General features: G+C 63.8%; 19 protein-coding genes and 1 pseudogene. 5 read left to right on the forward strand and 15 right to left on the reverse strand.

The genetic code is table 11. The features are described 5' to 3' along the window. Positions 1-10: 10 nt before the first annotated feature. The 7 genes from pdhA to eno all read right to left on the reverse strand — a co-directional run bounded on the left by pdhA (position 11) and on the right by eno (position 7,413). Positions 11-1,033: a pyruvate dehydrogenase (acetyl-transferring) E1 component subunit alpha gene (pdhA, locus tag ABID58_RS32755; RefSeq protein WP_148753738.1), complete on the reverse strand. Its 1,023-nt coding sequence runs from the start codon at positions 1,031-1,033 to the stop codon at positions 11-13. Positions 1,034-1,202: 169 nt separating this feature from the next. After that, complete coding sequence (locus ABID58_RS32760; RefSeq protein ID WP_354037000.1) at positions 1,203-2,582, reverse strand: glycerophosphodiester phosphodiesterase family protein; 1,380 nt, start codon at positions 2,580-2,582, stop codon at positions 1,203-1,205. A 94-nt stretch (positions 2,583-2,676) separates the two neighbouring features. After that, entirely contained in the window at positions 2,677-2,994 is a 318-nt protein-coding gene (locus ABID58_RS32765) for an FtsB family cell division protein (protein ID WP_148753737.1), read from the reverse strand. Positions 2,995-3,114: 120 nt separating this feature from the next. Then, the gene (locus ABID58_RS32770; RefSeq protein ID WP_354037002.1) at positions 3,115-3,666 is read right to left on the reverse strand and encodes an NADPH-dependent FMN reductase; all 552 of its coding nucleotides are present in this window, start codon (positions 3,664-3,666) and stop codon (positions 3,115-3,117) included. A 182-nt stretch (positions 3,667-3,848) separates the two neighbouring features. Next, a complete protein-coding gene (locus ABID58_RS32775; RefSeq protein WP_354037003.1) occupies positions 3,849-4,844 on the reverse strand; it encodes an MBL fold metallo-hydrolase in 996 nt (331 codons plus the stop codon). 111 nt (positions 4,845-4,955) lie between these two features. Next, positions 4,956-6,095 (reverse strand): zinc-binding dehydrogenase, encoded by a 1,140-nt coding sequence (locus ABID58_RS32780; protein WP_148753734.1) that lies wholly within the window; start codon positions 6,093-6,095, stop codon positions 4,956-4,958. Positions 6,096-6,129: 34 nt separating this feature from the next. Continuing rightward, on the reverse strand, positions 6,130-7,413 hold the full coding sequence (eno, locus tag ABID58_RS32785) for a phosphopyruvate hydratase (protein ID WP_354037004.1): 1,284 nt from the start codon (positions 7,411-7,413) through the stop codon (positions 6,130-6,132). Positions 7,414-7,539: 126 nt separating this feature from the next. Here eno and queF point away from each other — a divergent pair, with 126 nt between their 5' ends. Together queF and modA are read left to right on the forward strand one after the other, a co-directional pair. Continuing rightward, entirely contained in the window at positions 7,540-8,028 is a 489-nt protein-coding gene (gene queF, locus ABID58_RS32790; protein WP_354037005.1) for a preQ(1) synthase, read from the forward strand. A 16-nt stretch (positions 8,029-8,044) separates the two neighbouring features. After that, a complete protein-coding gene (modA, locus tag ABID58_RS32795) occupies positions 8,045-8,830 on the forward strand; it encodes a molybdate ABC transporter substrate-binding protein (RefSeq protein WP_148753731.1) in 786 nt (261 codons plus the stop codon). A gap of 28 nt (positions 8,831-8,858) precedes the next feature. Here the strand turns inward: modA and ABID58_RS32800 are convergent, their stop codons facing one another. The 6 genes and pseudogenes from ABID58_RS32800 to ABID58_RS32825 all read right to left on the reverse strand — a co-directional run bounded on the left by ABID58_RS32800 (position 8,859) and on the right by ABID58_RS32825 (position 13,890). After that, complete coding sequence (locus ABID58_RS32800) at positions 8,859-10,091, reverse strand: HlyD family secretion protein (protein ID WP_354037007.1); 1,233 nt, start codon at positions 10,089-10,091, stop codon at positions 8,859-8,861. Then, on the reverse strand, positions 10,084-10,554 hold the full coding sequence (locus ABID58_RS32805; protein WP_354037009.1) for a hypothetical protein: 471 nt from the start codon (positions 10,552-10,554) through the stop codon (positions 10,084-10,086). Before ABID58_RS32805 ends, ABID58_RS32800 begins: the two co-directional genes overlap by 8 nt. A 249-nt stretch (positions 10,555-10,803) precedes the next feature. After that, a complete protein-coding gene (locus ABID58_RS32810; protein ID WP_148753728.1) occupies positions 10,804-11,256 on the reverse strand; it encodes a universal stress protein in 453 nt (150 codons plus the stop codon). Positions 11,257-11,375: 119 nt separating this feature from the next. Next, positions 11,376-12,587: pseudogene (locus ABID58_RS32815) on the reverse strand (MFS transporter). After that, the gene (gene kdsA, locus ABID58_RS32820) at positions 12,587-13,438 is read right to left on the reverse strand and encodes a 3-deoxy-8-phosphooctulonate synthase (protein ID WP_354037010.1); all 852 of its coding nucleotides are present in this window, start codon (positions 13,436-13,438) and stop codon (positions 12,587-12,589) included. Before kdsA ends, ABID58_RS32815 begins: the two are co-directional and overlap by 1 nt. Positions 13,439-13,563: 125 nt before the next feature. After that, entirely contained in the window at positions 13,564-13,890 is a 327-nt protein-coding gene (locus ABID58_RS32825; RefSeq protein WP_148753725.1) for an NIPSNAP family protein, read from the reverse strand. 172 nt (positions 13,891-14,062) lie between these two features. Here ABID58_RS32825 and ABID58_RS32830 point away from each other — a divergent pair, with 172 nt between their 5' ends. The 3 genes from ABID58_RS32830 to ABID58_RS32840 all read left to right on the forward strand — a co-directional run bounded on the left by ABID58_RS32830 (position 14,063) and on the right by ABID58_RS32840 (position 16,902). After that, positions 14,063-14,740: a response regulator transcription factor gene (locus ABID58_RS32830; RefSeq protein WP_354037011.1), complete on the forward strand. Its 678-nt coding sequence runs from the start codon at positions 14,063-14,065 to the stop codon at positions 14,738-14,740. A gap of 10 nt (positions 14,741-14,750) precedes the next feature. After that, on the forward strand, positions 14,751-16,127 hold the full coding sequence (locus tag ABID58_RS32835) for a sensor histidine kinase (RefSeq protein ID WP_354037012.1): 1,377 nt from the start codon (positions 14,751-14,753) through the stop codon (positions 16,125-16,127). Positions 16,128-16,239: 112 nt separating this feature from the next. Next, positions 16,240-16,902: a class I SAM-dependent methyltransferase gene (locus ABID58_RS32840; protein ID WP_354037014.1), complete on the forward strand. Its 663-nt coding sequence runs from the start codon at positions 16,240-16,242 to the stop codon at positions 16,900-16,902. 4 nt (positions 16,903-16,906) lie between these two features. Here the strand turns inward: ABID58_RS32840 and pyrG are convergent, their stop codons facing one another. Together pyrG and secG are read right to left on the reverse strand one after the other, a co-directional pair. Beyond that, positions 16,907-18,538, reverse strand: coding sequence for a CTP synthase (pyrG, locus tag ABID58_RS32845; protein ID WP_148753721.1), 1,632 nt, complete (start codon positions 18,536-18,538; stop codon positions 16,907-16,909). 167 nt (positions 18,539-18,705) lie between these two features. Further along, positions 18,706-19,095: a preprotein translocase subunit SecG gene (gene secG / locus ABID58_RS32850; RefSeq protein ID WP_354037015.1), complete on the reverse strand. Its 390-nt coding sequence runs from the start codon at positions 19,093-19,095 to the stop codon at positions 18,706-18,708. Positions 19,096-19,125 lie beyond the last annotated feature (30 nt).

Here is a 19,125-nt window from a genome sequence, read left to right on the forward strand (position 1 = left end):
TGCGCGCGTTTCAGCGGTAAACGTCGGTCCAGAGCTCGGCGGCATCCGGCTCGGGATCGTGCTGGGCAAAGTCGGCGGACGCGTTGACGATGTCGCGCACTCCGGCGTCGATCGCCTTGAGGTCGGCCTCGCTGACCTTGGCCGCGAGCAGTCGGTTGCGCACCTGCTCGATCGGATCCTGGTCGTGGCGAACCTTCTCGACCTCCTCGCGCGTGCGGTACTTGGCAGGATCGGACATCGAGTGGCCGCGATAGCGGTACGTCTGCATCTCCAGGATCATCGGGCCCTTGCCGGAGCGGCACCAGGCGGCAGCTTCATCAGCCGCAGCCTTGACCGCGCGGACGTCCATGCCGTCAACCTGCATTCCGGGGATGTTGAAAGAGGCGCCGCGCTTGGAGAAATCCTGCTGCGCGGAGGCGCGCGAGACCGAGGTGCCCATGGCGTAGCGGTTGTTCTCGATGACGAAGATCACCGGCAGCTTCCAGAGCTCCGCCATGTTGAAGCTCTCATAGACCTGGCCCTGGTTGGCCGCGCCGTCGCCGAAATAGGTGACGCTGACATTGCCATTGCTGCGATAATTGTTGGCGAAGGCGAGACCGGTGCCGAGCGAGACCTGGGCGCCGACGATGCCGTGGCCGCCGTAAAAGTGCTTCTCCTTGCTGAACATGTGCATGGAGCCGCCCTTGCCCTTGGAATAGCCGCCGCGGCGGCCGGTGAGCTCGGCCATCACGCCGTTGGCTTCCATGCCGGTGGCAAGCATATGTCCGTGATCGCGATAGCCGGTGATGACCTGATCGCCCTGCTTCAGGGCCATCTGCATGCCGACCACCACGGCCTCCTGGCCGATATAGAGGTGGCAGAAGCCGCCGATCGCGCCCATGCCGTAGAGCTGACCGGCCTTTTCCTCGAATCGCCGGATCAGCAACATGTCGCGGAGCGCCTTCAGCTCCTGCTCCCTGGTGAACTCCGGGGGCGAACCGCCGTCGGTCTTGTCTTGTGGGCTGCTTGCGGCGGCTTTCTTGGGGGCGGCCATGGGAATTCCGGGTCAGAGAAAACTAAGCCCTCTCTAACCCAACTCAATCGCGTGTGAAAGCACCGCAGCGACATGGCACGACTTTCATTATGCCGCACTGCAACGTGGCCGAAATTTTGCAAAATCTTTGGGCTTGATCAGGCAACATTCGGCTTTGGCAATGCTCGGCTCACCAGCCGAGCTCTCGCAAATACGTTGCGCGGGCGGCAACGCCGGTGTGTGTGAAGTCGGTGAAGACCCCGTCGACGCCGAGACGGAAAAATTTGAGATATTCCTGGGCCGGATCGGCGTGATAGTCGGCCGCGAGATATTTCTTCTCATTCCGGAACGTGAAGACGTGGACGAATAGGCCGAGCTTGTGCGCGTCGGCGATCAGACTGGTTGCCTCCTGCGTCGATGCCTCCGGCGTCGAGCCCTTGTAGGGCGTGCCGTCGGCATTGCTGTCCTTCCACGGCGCGACCTTGAGCGGAACGATATAGGCCTTCCACGGGCCGATGCCGTCGGCATAGGTCTTGATCTCGGCGAGGCCCACGGGGCTCAGCATCGCATCGTACAGGCGCGCGTCACCGGCTACCGTCCAGTCGAACGGACGGGAGTTGGTGATGTTGTTGAGCAGGACCTTGCCGGTCTTGAAGTCGATGCCGTTACCATCGATGAGCTGAACCTGCCGCGTCTCCAGGCCATGGCCGCGCATATATTTCAGGCTGCCGGGCTCGAAACTCTGGACCAGGATCGGCGCGTCCTTGGTGTTGAGGCCGTTGTCCTTGATGATCTTGATTAGGGCATCCTCGAGTGGATGGCTGCCCGGCGCGCCGCAGCCGTTGGCGATGGCCTGCGCATTGTTCCAGGTCGGGTTCTTGGTTTCCGGATAGACCAGGATGGGACGCCCGGTCTCCTTGCTCTTGGCCTTGGCGATATCGAGGATGTCCTGGAAGCTGATAACCGGGAATTTGCCGTTGAACACCTTCGGCCGCTCATTGGCTGCATCGTAAGTGGTGCCCCCGATCCACTGCTTCAGCTCGGCCATGGTGAAGTCGGTGATCGACCAGTCGTTGGTGTGATCTTCGCCGTCGACGATCAATGACTTCAGCACCGATTTGGGATCGGCCGGATCGGTGAGATCGACGAGGTAGTCGGCGGGCCCGTTGGTGGGAGAAGGCGCCTTGACACGCACGCCGGGCACCGTGCGCTTGCGGGCCGCGACTGCCGCATTGGTCTTCGCCACCTCGGCCACGTCAGTGTTATCCGCGAGCCAGGGGTTGTGACGCGCGACCAGGACGCAGTCCTTGGTCAGGTGCAGGTCCTCTTCGAGCGCGTCGGTTCCGAGCGCCGCGGCGAGGTCATACGAGGCCTCGGTCTCTTCGGGCACTAGCCCCGGCACGCCGCGATGGCCGAGGATCAGCGGCGCCTTTCCGTCAACGGTCAGGAAGGGTTTTGCGCCTGATGGCGACGAGGCGGTCTGTGCATATGCCATCGACAGCGGCAGGAATGCCGCGCTGAACAGCATCGCTCCAATACGCAGCGTCCGTCGGGAACGATCGTTCGTCATGACAAGCCTCCATCTTCGCGGCAACGCATCAATGCCGGGCTTGCTGTCTTGTCTTAAGACTCTGACATGCGGATGACGGCGGAAGGCAGGCGATTCAGTTCTGCGGGATCATCCGAACGAGATCGTGCGGATTGACATAGTCGAGCTGGAACCGCGCCCGCTCATCCAGCATGTCAGGATCGATCTTCTCAGTGCGCAGCAGCGAGACGCGCTGCTCGCTCCGGGCGCGCTCGCGCTTGAGCTGGGCGAGCTCGCTGGTCAGCGCGATGATCTCCTGGTCGAGCTCCTGGCGGGCGTTGAGGCCGTATTTGCCGGTATAGGCGTTGACGCCGAAATAGCCGACGATGGCGGCCGCCATCGCATAGAGGGCGAGACCGGTCAGGACCGATTTGAGGCGGGCGCGAGAGACCATTTTGGCAAGATGGGGCAGCTTGGTTAAGGGAGTGCTAATCTTCCCTTTCCCGTATTACGGACCCGTCATGCCCGGGTTTATCCTTGGTTTATCCCGGACATGACGGAGGCTCGAACCGTATCAGCCGTGATGCTTGGCAACGTGCGCGGCGAACGCGTCGATGTAGGCCTGGAGCACGGGCTTGAGCGACTCCTTGACCAGATTGCCCTCGGCATCAAAAGCGTCGCCGACCGCATTCAGATAGATCTCGGGCTGCTGCAGGATCGGGCCGGCAATGCCCGGCAGGATGTTCTGGAGCGTCTTGGCGGCGCTGACGCCACCGAGCGGGCCCGGCGAGTTGGAGATGATACCGACAGGCTTGCCGTTGAACGAGCTCTTGCCATAGGGCCGTGAGGCGACATCGATAGCGTTCTTCAGCACGCCCGGGATGGCGCGATTGTATTCCGGCGTGACAAAGATGACGCCGTCGGACTTCTGCAGCTTCTCGCGGAAAGCCAGCCAGTCGGCCGGCGGCGCGCTTTCGAGATCCTGGTTGAAGAACGAGATGCCCCCGAGCGTCACGACCTCGAGCTTGAGAGATGCCGGCGCGAGCTTGGTCAGCGCATTGGCGATCTTCCGAGAGAAGCTTTCCTTGCGCAGGCTGCCGGCGATCACGACGATATTGTAGGCCATGGGTTGTCCTTGAGATCTGGAGCGAGAGTTCCGCGGCAGCACTTAAGCGATCCGGACCGATGGATGCAAGTGCATGAACCGACCCGATTTGGAAACGCTGAGTTTCTTGAAAGCAGATGGTCGTCCAAAACAACCGGGCCCCAAGCGGCGGCCCGATCTTTCGTGCAAATCTGCAAACGGGATCAGATCGTCGGATTCCACGCCGACGGGATCAGGCGATACCTGACGCCGTCCTTCTCGACATGGCCGACCGAAGGGAAGGTGAAGTGGAAGCCGACCACGGTCGCCTTCTCGGCTGCCGCCATGTCGTAGAACTTGTGGCGGGTCTCCTGCGCCAGCACGCCGTCGGTGTCGAAGGCCACGTGCCAGTCCGGATTGCGCAGGAACAGCTCGGGAATGTTGGTGACGTCGGACTGGATCAGCACCTTCTTGTCGCCCGAGGCGACCGCGAACGAAGTGTGACCGGGCGTGTGGCCGGGCGTCGCGATCGAGGTGATTCCGGGCGCGACCTCCTTGCCCCATTCATACTTCGTCACCTTGGACTCGATACCGGCGAAGGTCTTCTTCACGTTGGCGAAATAGTTCTTCATCATGTCGCTGGACGCCTTGCCCGCGTTCTCTTCGCTGGCCCAGAACTCCCAGTCCTTCACCGGGACCAAGATCTCGGCATTCGGGAACGCAAGCGAACCGTCGGCCAGGCGGATGCCGTTGGTGTGGTCGGGATGCAGGTGCGACAGCAGCACGATGTCGATGCTCTTCGGATCGACGCCGGCGGACTGCAGGTTTTGCAGGGTGCGGCCGACCGCGCCCTTGCTGGGCTCGAGATTGGCAACGCCGTTGCCGGTATCGATCAGCACGAGCTTGGAGCCGGTGTTAATGAGCTGCGGATTGAACGGGACCGTGACCATGCCCTTCGGCATGTAGGCGGCGTCGGCAGCGGCGAGCGCTTCCTCCTTCGGAATGTTGGCGACGAACTTGTCCGGCATCGGGAAGCTGCGCGCGCCGTCATTGATCGAGGTGCACTCGAAGCTGCCGACCTTGTAGCGGTAGAAGCCCGGCGCCTGCGCGCCGGCTTGCGGCACCGCGGCATTGGTTGCGATTGGTCGCAATCCCGTGACGGCGGCCGCGCCGACTGCAGCGGCGCCTGCAAGCAGATGACGGCGATTGAGATCGGTCATGGAGATGTCCCCTTCTGAGCGCGTTACGGTTTTTCCGCTTTCAACGCGGCGGAATAATCTCCCGCTTCTCTCAGAAGGCAAGACCTCTTTTAGGTAACCTGCCGTCGCCGATCACGAAGATTTATTCGGATTGATGAGGAATTTTTCGCCGGTGGCACGTTTGGCGTACACCGCGATATTGGCGGGATCGAGCGCCTCCTGCAGCGACACCACCTTGGTGTAGTGGCTGGCAAAGGTGGTCTTTAATTCGCTCACGACGCGCTGACGCAGCCGTCCGATGTCGGCAGGTCCGATCTTCTGCAGGAACGGAGTCAAGAGCCAACCGCCAACGCCCCAAGCCATGCCGAAGCCGCGCGGCAGCTCGATCGGACGGATATCGAGCGCGCCGTAGACGTAAACCTGCTTGTGCACGCTGGAGCCGTAACGGCTGTATTCCTTCGCGGTCTTGTTGATCGCGATTTCCATGCAGTTGAGGATGTCGCCGGCGAGCTTGCCGCCGCCGATGGCATCGAAGGCGATGGTCGCGCCGGTCTCGACCAGCGCGGCCGTGAGATCGTCGAGGAAATCAGGCACGCTGGAATCGACAACGTGCTTGGCGCCGATCTTCTTCAGGATCTCGGCCTGCTCCTTGCTGCGCACGATGTTGACGAGCCCGATGCCGTCCTTGATGCAGATCTTGTTCAGCATCTGACCGAGATTGGAGGCGGCTGCGGTGTGCACCAGCGCCTTGTGGCCTTCGCGCCGCATCGTCTCGGTCATGCCGAGCGCAGTGAGCGGATTGACGAACCAGGATGCGCCCTCTGCCGCCGTCGTGCCCTCGGGCAACGGCTGGCAGTCTCTTGCCTTCAGGGTCCGGTACTGCGCGTACATGGCACCGCCGATCATCGCGACGGTCTTGCCCATCAGCGCCTTCGCCGCATCCGACGAGCCGGTCTTGATGACGACGCCGGCACCCTCATTGCCGACCGGCAGGGATTGGTCGAGCCGCGCGCCCATTGCGCGCATCGCACCATCAGGCACCTTCGCGGTGATGACGGGCGCCTCTTTCGTGCCAGACGCCTTCGCCGTGCTCATGTCGGCAGCGCCGACGAGCAGGCCGAGGTCGGACGGGTTGATCGGCGCCGCCTCGATGCGGACGACGACCTCGTCATCCGCGGGCTCGGGAGTCGGCACGTCCAGAAGCAGGATCTCGAGCTCTCCGCTCTTCTTGATCAGCGAACGCAGTTGCAGTCCGGTCTTGCCGTCGCTCATGTCGATCCTCCCCTGTCCTTGTTCAAGCGCTGGCTTATGCCAGCGCCTTCAGTGCCGCCTTGCCGCCGTAGAGCGCCTGCTTGCCGAGCTGCTGCTCAATGCGGAGGAGCTGGTTGTATTTGGCGGTGCGATCGGAACGTGCAAGGGAGCCGGTCTTGATCTGACCGCAATTGGTGGCGACCGCGAGGTCGGCGATCGTGGAATCCTCGGTCTCGCCCGAGCGGTGCGACATGACCGAGGTGTAGCCGGCCTTGTGCGCCATCTCGACGGCGGCGAGCGTCTCGGACAGCGTGCCGATCTGGTTGACCTTGATCAGGATCGAGTTGGCGCGGCCGGCCTTGATGCCTTCGGCGAGACGCTTGACGTTGGTGACGAAGAGATCGTCGCCGACCAGCTGGCACTTGTTGCCGACGAGGTCGGTGAGCTCCTTCCAGCCGTCCATGTCGTCTTCCGACATGCCGTCCTCGATGGTGACGATCGGATAGCGGCCGACGAGGTCGGCAAGGTACTTGGCCTGCTCCGAGACCGAACGGGTCTTGCCCTCGCCTTCATAGACGTACTTGCCGTCCCTAAAGAATTCGGTCGAGGCGCAATCGAGGCCGATCACGATATCGCTGCCTGCCTTGTAGCCCGCCTTGCCGATCGCGTTCATGACGAACTCGAGCGCGGCATCCGCCGACGGCAGGTTCGGGGCGAAGCCGCCCTCGTCGCCGACATTGGTGTTGTGGCCGGCCTTCTTCAGTTCGGACTTCAGGGTGTGGAACACTTCCGCGCCGTAGCGCAGGCCCTCGGCGAAGGAGGACGCGCCCACGGGCAGGATCATGAACTCCTGGAAGTCGATCGGGTTGTCGGCATGCACGCCGCCATTGATGATGTTCATCATCGGCACCGGCAGCAACCGCGCCGAGGTGCCGCCGACGTAACGATAGAGCGGCATGTCGAGCGAATTCGCGGCCGCCTTGGCGCAGGCGAGCGACACGCCGAGGATGGCGTTGGCGCCGAGCCGGCTCTTGTTCGGCGTGCCGTCGAGGTCGATCATGATCTGGTCGATCTGCGCCTGCTGCTCGGCATCGAGGCCGCTCAGGGCCTCAAAGATCTCGCCATTGACGGCGCCGACCGCCTTGGTGACGCCCTTGCCGAGATAGCGGGTCTTGTCTCCGTCGCGAAGCTCGACCGCCTCATGGGCGCCGGTGGAGGCGCCGGAGGGCACAGCGGCGCGGCCGAGCGCGCCATCTTCCAGCACGACGTCGACCTCGACAGTGGGATTGCCGCGGCTATCGAGGATTTCGCGTCCGATGATTTCGATGATGGCGGTCATGAGGGCCTCTTTTCGGGGAGCAAAGGGGGGCAGTTGGCGGTGCTTCTACCGCAATGCATCGAAGCGGAAAAGGCCGGGTGACGGCCGCGCCACGATTGGCTAAGAGGGCCGCTCGGAGGCGGCCTCATGTCGAAAAAACCCAGCAAATCAAGCAACTCACGTTCAGATTCCCCTGCCCTGCAGCTCGGCCGTGCCGTGGAATGGCCGGATGCGCCCGAGAAGGCGAAGCTCGACCGAGTCCCGAATCCGCAAGGAGGGACCGAATATCTGGTCCGTTTCACCGTGCCGGAGTTCACCTCGCTCTGCCCGGTGACCGGCCAGCCCGATTTCGCCCATCTGATGATAGACTACGCGCCCGGCCAATGGCTGCTGGAGTCGAAATCGCTGAAACTCTACATCGCGAGCTTCCGCAACCACGGCGCCTTCCATGAGGACTGCACCGTGATGATCGGCAAGCGCATCGCCGCCGAGATCAAGCCGAAATTCTTGCGCATCGGCGGCTACTGGTACCCGCGCGGCGGCATCCCGATCGATGTGTTCTGGCAGACCGGCCGCGTGCCGAAGGGCCTATGGTTGCCCGAACAAGGCGTCGCGCCCTATCGCGGCCGGGGCTAGTTGGAGACCCGTGACGATGACATCGATACCTGCAAAATTCCGCGGCGTTGCCTTCGGCCTTCTTGGCGTCCTGTGGTTCACCGGCGCGTCCTACGCTGCCGAAGTCCGCGTGATGATCTCGGGAGGATTGACGGCGGCCTTTCAGGCGCTCGTGCCTGAGTTCGAGAAAGCCACCGGCAACAAGGTGCTGACCGCCTACGGGCCGTCGATGGGCACCACCACCAATGCGATTCCGGTCCGGCTCGAGCGCGGCGAGCCGGCGGACGTGCTGATCATGGTGGGCTACGCGCTGACCGATCTCGTCAGCAAGGGCAAGGTCGTGGCCGGCAGCCAGATCGATCTGACGCGATCGCCGATCGGGGTCGCCGTGAAATCGGGGGCGCCGAAGCCGGACATCAGCTCGGTGGACGCAGTCAAGCAGGCGCTACTGGCCGCGAAGACGATCGCCTATTCCGACAGCGCCAGCGGCGTCTACGTCTCGACCGAGATGTTCGACAAGCTCGGAATCACCGAGGCCATGAAGGACAAGGCGCGAAAGATCCCGGCGACGCCGGTCGGCGAGATCGTCGCGCACGGCGAGGCCGAGCTCGGCTTCCAGCAGATCAGCGAATTGAAGCCCGTGAAGGGCATCGACATCGTAGGTCCCCTGCCGAAGGAATTGCAGCAGATCACGATCTTCTCGGCCGGGATCGCGACCGTATCGAAAGAACAAGAGGCCGGCCGCGCCCTGATCAAATTCCTCGCCTCGCCCGCGGCCCGCGACGCGATCATCGCGAGCGGGATGGAGCCGATCGGGCCTTAGTGTCCACGAGAGCCGGCTCGCGGGCAGATCAATGCCCGCTCAGCACCAGCGTCTTGACCGGCAACAGCAGGGCCTGAATCCGCAGCAGCATGGCGTGCACAAGTCCGGTCGCATCGACGATGTGCAATGCGAAGCTTTTGAACGCACCGATTTTGCCCGACGCGATCAATTCGTGATTGCTGGTGTAGGCGTTAGCAATGCAACTGCTGCCGGGCGTCACACCCTCTAGGCCGCCCTTGTAGATCGGCTCCATGAAAACCAGAATCGTGCCGGGTCGAACGGTATTCTGCACTTCAAGCAGTTGCTCACCGCCTCTGAACTGGCCCGCTGCGATGTAATCCTGCACGTCCGTGACCACCATCGGAATGATGGTCCATGGCTTTGAAATGCAGGCGGCCTCGGCCACCATTCCGACTTTCATGACTTGCGCTTCGATCTGACCGAACCCCGCCGAAAGTGCGCGTTGCCCAGCGCCTTCGGGGATCAGGACGCCCGCGGACCGCAGCATGGGATTAACGACGTCGCCCGGCCGCAGCAGGAATTGTTCGACACGGCCGTCCACGCCGGCGCGAACGTAGGTCTTGTCCAGATCGACCTGCGCTTCAGCGAGCGCGGCTTCCGCGCTTGCCTTCTCTGCCGGGAGAAGCGCGCTGACGCGCGTCGTTACGGACTGCCTTGCCGCAGTTGCAGCATCGACCGAGCCCTGACGGCCGGCGACGGCCACCTCGAGCTTTTCGATATCCCGCTGCGGCACGATGCCCGGATTGCGTTTCTGTAGCTCGCGCTTGACGTCGAGTTCGTCGTTGGCCTGTTGCAATGCGCTCTTGGCTTCCTGAATCTGGCCTTCCGATTTGAGAATATCGGCCTGCGCCGTCAGCATCGATGCATCGACTTCGGCGATCTTGCGTTTCGCCGTCTCCAGCGACGCCTGCTGTTTGGAATTGTCGAGCCTGAAGATCACGTCGCCTTGCTTGACCGGCGCGCTGTAGTCGACATGAACCTCTGCCACCCGTCCGGTAATCTCGGGGACGATAGGCACGGTCCGATAGTACAACGTAGCCGATGTGGTCGACGGGTGATAATAGAAAATCATCGTAATCAGCGAGACGGTCAGCATCAGGCAGGCAATGATGCCAAATCGCAATTCGAACCAGACCGAATAAAGCGTAATCTCGTGCCCGAGGCGCTTTCCCTGCCGATATCGGCGATAGAGATAGTCGGGAAATATTGTCAGGAGCGAGCAGAGCAGCAGCTCAAGCATGACCGGCCACCTCGCTCTTGGCGCTCTCAGCCTTGGCGCTCTCAGCCTTGGCATCGCCGGCCACAGGAGGTTGCGCAGGACCAGCTCCATTCGATGGCTCGGTCGGATCTTGCTCCGGCGCGACGCCGGCCATCTTCTCGACCGAGCCGGCAATCTTGCGCAGCGGCGTGCTGAAGTCGGGCAGATCGATCATGGCGAGGAACAGGCCGATCACCCAGAACAGGTGGTTGTGCGTGAACAGCGCCAGCAGTCCCAGTACGGCCACGATCTCAAACTGGAATTTCTGCGATTTGTGAGCCTTCCGCTCCGGCAAAGTGTGCAGGTGCAGATAGATATTTCCGACTGCGAGAACGGCGCCGACCAGAACGATTCCGACGACAACCATCAGGACATCGGTGTCTCCCGGCGCGGTGATGAAGGAAGGCAGGTGATGCGGGGCGGCGGGATGAAGCGATTCACTCACGCGTCTCTCCCCGAAATTGCATTGGGAGCCGGCCGCTCCAAATTCATTCTTTCACAATGCCGGAACTTGGCAAGCACAAAGCTCGTGCCACACCTTCAAGATGCGCCTCGGCCCGTCTCGTACGCGCTGGGAAAACAGGCCTTCGCGTTTGCGCGCATCAGCCGCCGCGCCAACAATGAAGCTGTCGCCTTCAGCCGCGAGCGAGCTCGACTGGCTCGACGGATTGGCGGCCAACGGGCGTGCACGCGACTACGGCACGACCAATACCGGCACGCTTCCGTTGACGAGAACTTCGGATGTCTGACTTCCCAGGAACAGCTTCCTGAGGCCGCGACGTCCATGCGAGGCCATGACAATCAAATCGCAGCCCCTGGACTTTGCCGTTTCGACAATCGCGGTGGCTGGGTGCGCATTCGGAACGTGTAAGAGCTCTACCGGCAGCCCGCTCCGCTCTGCCATGGACCGAGCTTGATCGAGCACCTTGCCCGCGCGCTGCTTGCAGGCTGCGTCAAACTGATCAATCTCTTCTTGCGAGGGAACCCATCCCGAATCGAATCCGCCGCCATAGTCGATCGGCAGCGGTTCCGTCACGGTGACGATTGTCGCTTTGGCATTCAAGGCCTTTGCCAGAGCAATTCCATGCTCAACGCCTTTTCTTGCGACATCCGAGCCATCGGTGCTCAAGAGGATATTGGCGTACATTGGGTGGCTCCTTGCTGATTGCCCCCTGCAAGTGATGCCTCCGAATATGGTCCGATCCCGGCCTCCGGTCTATTCGCTTTTATTTCAATCTCAATATCTCGGCCCGCGAAACACTGGCCTCAGGCACGCGCGTCGGACGGTGCCCGCGGCTTGAGGAGCGCGGCGCAGGCAAGGCCCAGCAGCACCATGAGCACGGCACTCGCGACCAGCGTCGGCGCCTTGCCGGTATGCGCAAGCCCGAACCCGTAGGCCAGCGGTCCGACCGTCTGGCCCATGAAGAAAAAGAACGAGTGCAGCGACATCGCCGTCGCACGTGCCTCGACCGACAGCTCGCTGGCGAACACCTGCAGGCAGCCGTGGATCATGTAGAAGCCCCAGCCCATCAGCAGCATGATGGCGAATTGGACTTTCCAGCCGGGCCCAAGAGCGAGTGCCGCGAGCTGGAGCGCGACGAGGCTCGCGCCCGCGATCATCATGCCCCTGACGCCCAGTCGCGGCAGGAAGCGCGAGACCGTGAACGTGTAGAACAGCCCACCGACCGCGAAACCCGCGATCACGATGCCCGCGATCGACAGCGAGGTCTCGCCGAGATCGAACAGCAGGGCGGCGATGAAGGGAAACAGCCCGAACACGCAGCAGCCCTCGACGAACACGGCCGAATAGCAATAGCGCGCGTTGGGATTGGCGAGGATGGTGCGATAGCCCTGCCGCAAGGTCTTCAGGTCGCTCTTCGGCTGAGCCGTCAGGGCGGCGCCGCGAAAGCCCGCCGCGACCGCGACAGCCGCGATCAGCCCGAGCGCCCCGATGATCACGAGCACGCCGCGCCAGCCGACGAGATCGCCGATGATGCCCGAGGCGGTCGCGCCGAGCAGATTGCCGGTCATCGAACCGGCAAGCGTGCGTCCGATCGCCACCTGCCGCTTGGCTGGTGCTACCAGGTCGGCGGTGAGGCCGAGCGCAACCGGGAACACGCCACCCGAGGCGATGCCGGCGAGCATGCGGCTCGCGAACAGGCCCGAGAAGGAGGTCGAGAGCGCGCCGAGAACGCAGGCGACGCCGAGCAGCGCCAGGCACAACGTCATCAGCCGCGCCTTCCCGAACAGATCGGCCGCCGCGCCGACGATCGGCTGGATCAGCGCTTAGATCAGGGCATAGCCGGCCGCGATGCTCGCCGCCGTCGTGATGCTGATCGAAAATTCCTCCGCGATGTGCGGCAGCACCGGGTCGAGCGCCCGCGTCGACAATGCAGCCGAGAAGCTCGCAAGCGCGATGATGTTGATCGCAGCCGGAAACCTCTGGTCGGTCGACGGCCTGGCCACGGGCTCGTGCATCAGTGCATTTGGCCCTTGGCGATCGTATCGAACGCCATCAGCGTGCGGATCAGCCCTTCGAACTCGCGCAGCGGCACCATGTTGGGCCCGTCCGACGGCGCCCGATCCGGATCGGGATGGGTCTCGATGAAGACGCCGGCGACACCGACGGCGACCGCCGCGCGCGCCAGCACCGGCACGAATTCGCGCTCGCCGCCGGAGGACGCACCCTTCCCGCCCGGCTGCTGCACCGAATGGGTCGCGTCGAAAATCACGGGCGCACCTGTGGTGCGCGCCATGATCGGCAGCGCGCGCATGTCCGATACCAGCGTGTTGTAGCCGAAGGACGCGCCGCGCTCGGTGACGAGCACGTTGGGATTGTTCGCGCTGGTGATCTTGGCGACGACATTCGTCATGTCCCAGGGGGCGAGAAACTGGCCCTTCTTGACGTTGACGACCTTGCCGGTTGCAGCCGCGGCCAGCAGCAGATCGGTCTGCCGGCACAGGAAGGCCGGGATCTGCAGGACGTCGACGGCCTGCGCGACGTCGGCGCATTGCGCGACATCGTGCACGTCGGTCAGCACGGGCAGACCGAGCGAGGACCGGATCTCGGCGAAGATCGGCAGCGACTGCGCCAGGCCGAGGCCGCGCTCCGCCGAGGCGCTGGTGCGGTTGGCCTTGTCGAAGGAGGTCTTGTAGACGAGGCCGATCTTCAGCCGCGCGGCGATCTCCTTCAGCGCGGAGGCCACCTCCAGCGCATGCTGGCGGCTTTCGAGCTGGCACGGGCCGGCAATGATCGAGATCGGCAGTTCATTGCCGAACTTGGCCGTGCCAACAGTGACGACCGGGGCCGCGGATGATGAAGAGCTCAAGGCCAATTCCCTCGTTTCGCCGCGACCATAGCGGTGATGAGGGGCCGATCAACCCCATTCGGCCCGGGCTATCAGAATATCAGGGTTGCGCGAGGGTTCCCGTCGCAACCCATGCCGGACAAGCGCTATTTGACCGACGAGAAGGCGGTCGGCGTCAGCAGCTGGCTGACGATGTTGCCGACGATCTGGCCGTCCGCTTCGCTCTCGGCGCGCCCCTTTATCCAGTCCGGGTCGGTCATGAACTTGCCCCACTTGGTCTCGCGCTCGGCAAGCGATTCCCAGGCCAGGAAGTAGGTCAGCTCCTGGTTGGATTCACCGATCAGCGTGGTGAAGAAGCCGGCCTGGCGGATGCCGTGCTTCTCCCAGAGCTTCAGCGTCACCGTCTCGAACCGCTTCAACAGCGCCGGAAGGCGGCCGGGCAGGCAGTGATAGACGCGCATCTCGTAGATCATTGTTGTATTCCTCCCTGAGCAGGTGCGGAGGTTATAGCGATCGGCCATGATGCTGTCTTGAGCGCTGCCCGGCCGCCTCCGCGGCGTTTCGCGCATGGCTGGTCCTGTTCCCGCAATGCTGCCGCAATGATCGGGCCGCTAGAATGGCTCAATGGGGTTGAGGTGGCGGATCATGCGAATCTTGCTCGTCGAGGATGAGGCGGAGATGGCCACAGCGCTGTCGTCGGCGCTCAGGCGCTACGACATGGTGGTGGATCACGCCCCCACGCTTGCGGATGCGGAGGAAGCGATTTCCGCCGACGTCCATGCCGCGGTCCTGCTCGACCGCCAGCTTCCCGACGGCGACGGCCTCGCCCTGATCCCGAAGCTTCGCGCACGCGCCGACGGCGTGCCGATCATCGTCCTGACCGCTCGCGGCGAGCTCGCCGACCGCATCGCCGGGCTCGACAGCGGCGCCGACGATTATCTCGCCAAGCCATTCGCGGTCGAGGAGTTATTGGCGCGACTGCGCGCCGTGCTGCGGCGGCCCGCGGGGCTGTCTCCGGACGTCATCCGCGCCGGCCGCCTCGCCTTCGATGTCGGCCATCGCGAGGCCAGCATCGACGGCCAGCCGTTCGAGCTGCCACGCCGCGAGCTGCTGGTGCTCGAAGCCCTGATCCGCCGGATGGGCCGCACGGTGCTGCGCTCGGCGCTGGAAGAGGCTGTCTACAATTTCGACGACGAAATCCAGTCGAATGCGCTGGACACCCATGTCTCGCGGCTGCGCCGCAAGCTCACTGATGCCGACGCCGGCGTGGAGATCCACGGCATTCGCGGCGTCGGCTATCTCCTGAGGAAGCTGCCGACTTGAAGAAGCCAACATGAGCAAGCACGACGATCCCTATTGCCTGCGCTCGCGATTGAGCTGGCGCCTGCTTGCGCTCCAGGCCGCACTGTTGCTGGCGCTGGTTGCTGTTGTCGTCGGTGCGCTCTGCGCCTCAGGCTTCGTGCTCGCGGATCGCGACGAGGATCGCGTCATCGATGTCGTGGAGCGCGCGCTCGCGCGTAACGCTGAAGGCGACCTGACCCTGCGCCAGACGCCCGACCTGAAACAATTGCGTGCCGAGACACCGGACCTCTGGTTTCTGGTCCGCGACCGGCAGGGACATTCGCTCACTGAAGGCGCCGCGCCGGCGGAATTCGCGGCAATCGGCGGCAGCCTCGACCAGATCAGCCAGGCGCGGCTCGGCTGGCAGATGTTCGAGGACGACCCGCGAAAGCCGGCGGCGCGGCTGAAGCGCGTCGACACCGATGCCGGCAATGTGCAGATCATCACGGCGACGCAGGGACGGCTGACCGGCGCCAAGGCGCTGTTGATGACCTCGCTGGCGTTTCTCGGCATCGCCCTGCCCGGCCTGCTCGTGATGGGCACCGCGACCTTCATCGCGACGCCAATGATCGTGCAGCGCGCTTTCAGGGGGTTGGATGCGACCGCGGATCAAGCGCGGCGCATCGACATCCATCAGCGCGGCGCGCGGCTGTCGGTGGAGAAAGTTCCGCTGGAGGTCGTACCGCTGGTCACCGCAGTCAACGAGGCGCTGGCGCGACTCGATCAGGGCTATGCCCGTCACAAGCGCTTTGTTGCGGATGCCGCGCACGAGCTGCGGACGCCGATCGCGATCCTGAACACGCGGCTGGAATCGCTCCCCTCCGGTCCGGACAAGACCCGACTGCTGGAGGATGCCGCGCGGCTGGCGACGCTTGCCGAGCAATTGCTCGATATCCAGCGGCTCGACCGTTGCGGTCATCCCTTCACGCGCGTCGACCTCGTCGCGATGGCTCAAAGCGCGGCCGCCGACCTCGCACCGCTCGCGATCGCCGCGGGCTACGAGCTGGAGCTCGATGCGCCCGCGACACTTATCGAGACGATCGGCGATGCCGCCGCGCTGGAGCGCGCGCTGACCAATCTCGTGCAGAACGCGATCCAGCACGGCCCTCGCCGCGGCACGATCGGCATTCGCGTGAGCAAGCCCGCCTGCATCGAGGTCACCGACGAGGGCGCCGGCATTCCAGGCGACCAACGCGAGCAGATTTTCGAACCGTTCTACCGGCTCACGCCGCTCGATCGCGGCGCCGGCCTCGGTCTCAACATGGTGCGCGAGATCGTGCTCCTGCATGGCGGACAGGTCTCGGTCACCGACGGGGTGGACGGCGGCACCTGCTTCAGAATGACGCTGCGGCCAGGCCCACAGAATTGATTCAATCCGCGCCTCGTTGCTCACAGCGCAATGCTGTCGCAATCCACTCCCGCGACAGTGCATCCGCCTCACCTCTAATCCTCCGAGGTGCAATCGAAATGCCGGAGTGCGCATGCCCAACGATTTCCTGTCCTTCTTTATTTCCTGGATGTCTTCGCCGCGCCGGGTCGGCGCCATCGCGCCATCGGGCGCGGCACTTGCCGATCTCATCACGCGCGAGATCACCGAGAAGACCGGCCCGATCCTCGAGCTCGGTCCCGGCACCGGCGCCTTCACCTACAAGCTCTTGAAACGCGGCGTCAGGCCACAGGATCTCACGCTGATCGAATACGGCTCGGACTTCATGAAGCTCTTGCAGATGCGCTTCCCCGGCGCGCGCGTGCTGTGGATGGATGCGGCGCGGCTGGCGACGGAGCGGCTCTATGACGGTGCGCCGGTCGGCGCGGTCGTAAGCGGCCTGCCGCTGCTCAACATGTCGACCCGCAAGGTCGTCTCGATCCTCGGCGGCGCATTCAGCTATGTTCGCCCCGGCGGCGCCTTCTACCAGTTCACCTATGGCATGAGCTGCCCGATCCCGCGGCCGGTGCTCGACCGTCTCGGCCTGCGCGCGACGCTGGTCGATCGCGCCTTCCTGAACGTGCCGCCGGCTGCCGTCTACAAGCTGACCCGGCGGCCGCAGATGACGCTCATTGCGGGATCGGTTGCAGCTAACGCGTCAGTGCCGGTCGCTCGCGAGGCAATGCATCGCGAGCACGACCTCACCACCTCGCCTTGACGAATCAGACCAACCGGCTCTGCACCATCGCCGCCTGGATGAACGAGGCGAACAGCGGGTGCGGCTCGAAGGGGCGCGACTTCAGCTCGGGGTGGAACTGGACGCCGATGAACCAGGGGTGATCCTCGTACTCGACGATCTCCGGCAGCACGCCGTCGGGCGAGAGGCCGGAGAATTTCAGGCCGTGCTGCTCGAGACGGTCCTTGTAGGCGGTGTTGACCTCATAGCGGTGGCGGTGGCGTTCCGAAATCTCGGTTGCGCCGCCATAGACCTGCGAGACGCGGCTGCCGCGATCGAGCGCGGCGGGATAAGCGCCAAGCCGCATCGTGCCGCCGAGATCGCCGGCCCGCGAGCGCTTCTCGAGCTCGTTGCCGCGCAGCCACTCCGTCATCAGGCCGACCAGCGGCTCCTTGGTCGGGCCGAATTCGGTGGAGTTGGCCTCCTCGATGCCGACGAGGTTTCGCGCGGCCTCGATCACCGCCATCTGCATGCCGAAGCAGATGCCAAAATACGGCACGTCGCGCTCGCGCGCGAACTGCGCCGCCTTGATCTTGCCCTCCGCGCCGCGCTGGCCGAAGCCGCCGGGCACCAGGATGCCGTTGACGTGCTCGAGGAACGGCGCCGGATCTTCCTTCTCGAAGATCTCGCTCTCGATCCAGTCGAGATTGACCTTCACCTTGTTGGCGATGCCGCCATGCGAGAGCGCCTCGATCAGCGACTTATACGCATCCTTCATGCCGGTGTATTTGCCGACGATGGCGATGGTGACATCGCCCTCGGGATTACGGATGCGCTCGTTGATCTGGTGCCAACTCTTGAGCACCGGCGGGATGCGCGATTCGATGCCGAAGGCGGCGAGCACTTCGTCGTCGAGGCCCGCCGCGTGATAGGCTTCTGGCACGGCATAGATGCTGTCGGCGTCGCGCGCCTCGATCACGGCGCTCTCGCGCACGTTACAGAACAGGCCGAGCTTGCGCCGCTCTTCCTTCGGGATCTCGCGATCGGTGCGGCAGAGCAGGATGTCCGGCTGGATGCCGATCGAACGCAGCTCCTTCACCGAGTGCTGCGTCGGCTTCGTCTTCAGCTCGCCGGCGCTCGGGATGTACGGCAGTAGCGTGAGGTGAATGTAGATGGCGTGATCGCGCGGCAGCTCGTTCTTGAGCTGACGGATCGCCTCGAAGAACGGCAGGCCCTCGATGTCTCCGACGGTGCCGCCGATCTCGACCAGCACGAAGTCGTAATCGTCATTGCCGGAGAGGACGAATTCCTTGATCGCGTTGGTGACGTGCGGCACCACCTGGATGGTCGCGCCGAGATAATCGCCGCGGCGTTCCTTCGAGATGATGTCCTGATAGATGCGCCCCGTCGTGATGTTGTCCTGCTTCGTCGCAGGCCGCCCGGTGAAGCGCTCGTAATGACCGAGATCGAGATCGGTCTCCGCGCCGTCATCGGTCACGAACACTTCGCCGTGCTGATACGGCGACATCGTTCCGGGATCGAGGTTGAGATAGGGGTCGAGCTTGCGGAGGCGGACCTTGTAGCCCCGGGCCTGCAGCAGGGCACCGAGTGCCGCTGAAGCCAGACCCTTGCCGAGCGAAGAAACCACGCCGCCGGTGATGAATATGTACCGCGCCATGGGACCTAACCTCTAATCCCTCGAATCCGATTCGCCAAAGCGATTCGCATTCCGCCCCAAAGAATCCTGCGGGCCTGTGGGTGAGCCAAAACTAAGAGTGGTGACAGAGCCTTGATGGGGGCTGTTGATGCAGGATGGTAGCCACCGCCCTGCATGGCGCCCCTGCTTTATTGCGAGCGAGGCACCTGCGGGCCACTCGGCGCTGCCGGGGCCTGCTGCTGCTCGTCCGCCTTCTTGAGCGTATCCAGAATGCCGCCCGAGGTCGGCGGGGTGATCGGTCCACCGCCGGCCGGCTGGGTCTGCAACGCCGGCTGGCCGATGATCGAGGACGGTGCACGGTTATAGCCGGCGTACCAGGACAGGAACAGGCTGGTCAGGAAGAACCCGGCAGCCAGGACCGCGGTGGTGCGCGACAACAGATTCGCGGTGCCGCGGCTCGACATGAAGCCCGCGCCTCCGCCCATGCCGAGGCCGCCGCCTTCCGACTTCTGGAGCAGCACGGCACCGATCATGACGGCCACGATCATGAGGTGGATGACGATGACAACAGTCTGCATAGTATCCTTCCGTCACAAGCCGACAGCGCC

Origin of the sequence: Bradyrhizobium sp. S3.2.6 (assembly GCF_040546885.1) — a bacterium.
GTDB lineage: Bacteria > Pseudomonadota > Alphaproteobacteria > Rhizobiales > Xanthobacteraceae > Bradyrhizobium > Bradyrhizobium cytisi.

What these genes read in the sequence shown, in the direction of transcription:
- pdhA (WP_148753738.1), bottom strand. Translation starts at nt 1,033, where the DNA reads ATGGCCGCCCCCAAGAAAGCCGCCGCAAGCAGCCCACAAGACAAGACC.
- ABID58_RS32760 (WP_354037000.1), bottom strand. Translation starts at nt 2,582, where the DNA reads ATGACGAACGATCGTTCCCGACGGACGCTGCGTATTGGAGCGATGCTG.
- ABID58_RS32765 (WP_148753737.1), bottom strand. Translation starts at nt 2,994, where the DNA reads ATGGTCTCTCGCGCCCGCCTCAAATCGGTCCTGACCGGTCTCGCCCTC.
- ABID58_RS32770 (WP_354037002.1), bottom strand. Translation starts at nt 3,666, where the DNA reads ATGGCCTACAATATCGTCGTGATCGCCGGCAGCCTGCGCAAGGAAAGC.
- ABID58_RS32775 (WP_354037003.1), bottom strand. Translation starts at nt 4,844, where the DNA reads ATGACCGATCTCAATCGCCGTCATCTGCTTGCAGGCGCCGCTGCAGTC.
- ABID58_RS32780 (WP_148753734.1), bottom strand. Translation starts at nt 6,095, where the DNA reads ATGAGCGACGGCAAGACCGGACTGCAACTGCGTTCGCTGATCAAGAAG.
- eno (WP_354037004.1), bottom strand. Translation starts at nt 7,413, where the DNA reads ATGACCGCCATCATCGAAATCATCGGACGCGAAATCCTCGATAGCCGC.
- queF (WP_354037005.1), top strand. Translation starts at nt 7,540, where the DNA reads ATGTCGAAAAAACCCAGCAAATCAAGCAACTCACGTTCAGATTCCCCT.
- modA (WP_148753731.1), top strand. Translation starts at nt 8,045, where the DNA reads ATGACATCGATACCTGCAAAATTCCGCGGCGTTGCCTTCGGCCTTCTT.
- ABID58_RS32800 (WP_354037007.1), bottom strand. Translation starts at nt 10,091, where the DNA reads ATGCTTGAGCTGCTGCTCTGCTCGCTCCTGACAATATTTCCCGACTAT.
- ABID58_RS32810 (WP_148753728.1), bottom strand. Translation starts at nt 11,256, where the DNA reads ATGTACGCCAATATCCTCTTGAGCACCGATGGCTCGGATGTCGCAAGA.
- ABID58_RS32825 (WP_148753725.1), bottom strand. Translation starts at nt 13,890, where the DNA reads ATGATCTACGAGATGCGCGTCTATCACTGCCTGCCCGGCCGCCTTCCG.
- ABID58_RS32830 (WP_354037011.1), top strand. Translation starts at nt 14,063, where the DNA reads ATGCGAATCTTGCTCGTCGAGGATGAGGCGGAGATGGCCACAGCGCTG.
- ABID58_RS32835 (WP_354037012.1), top strand. Translation starts at nt 14,751, where the DNA reads ATGAGCAAGCACGACGATCCCTATTGCCTGCGCTCGCGATTGAGCTGG.
- ABID58_RS32840 (WP_354037014.1), top strand. Translation starts at nt 16,240, where the DNA reads ATGCCCAACGATTTCCTGTCCTTCTTTATTTCCTGGATGTCTTCGCCG.
- pyrG (WP_148753721.1), bottom strand. Translation starts at nt 18,538, where the DNA reads ATGGCGCGGTACATATTCATCACCGGCGGCGTGGTTTCTTCGCTCGGC.
- secG (WP_354037015.1), bottom strand. Translation starts at nt 19,095, where the DNA reads ATGCAGACTGTTGTCATCGTCATCCACCTCATGATCGTGGCCGTCATG.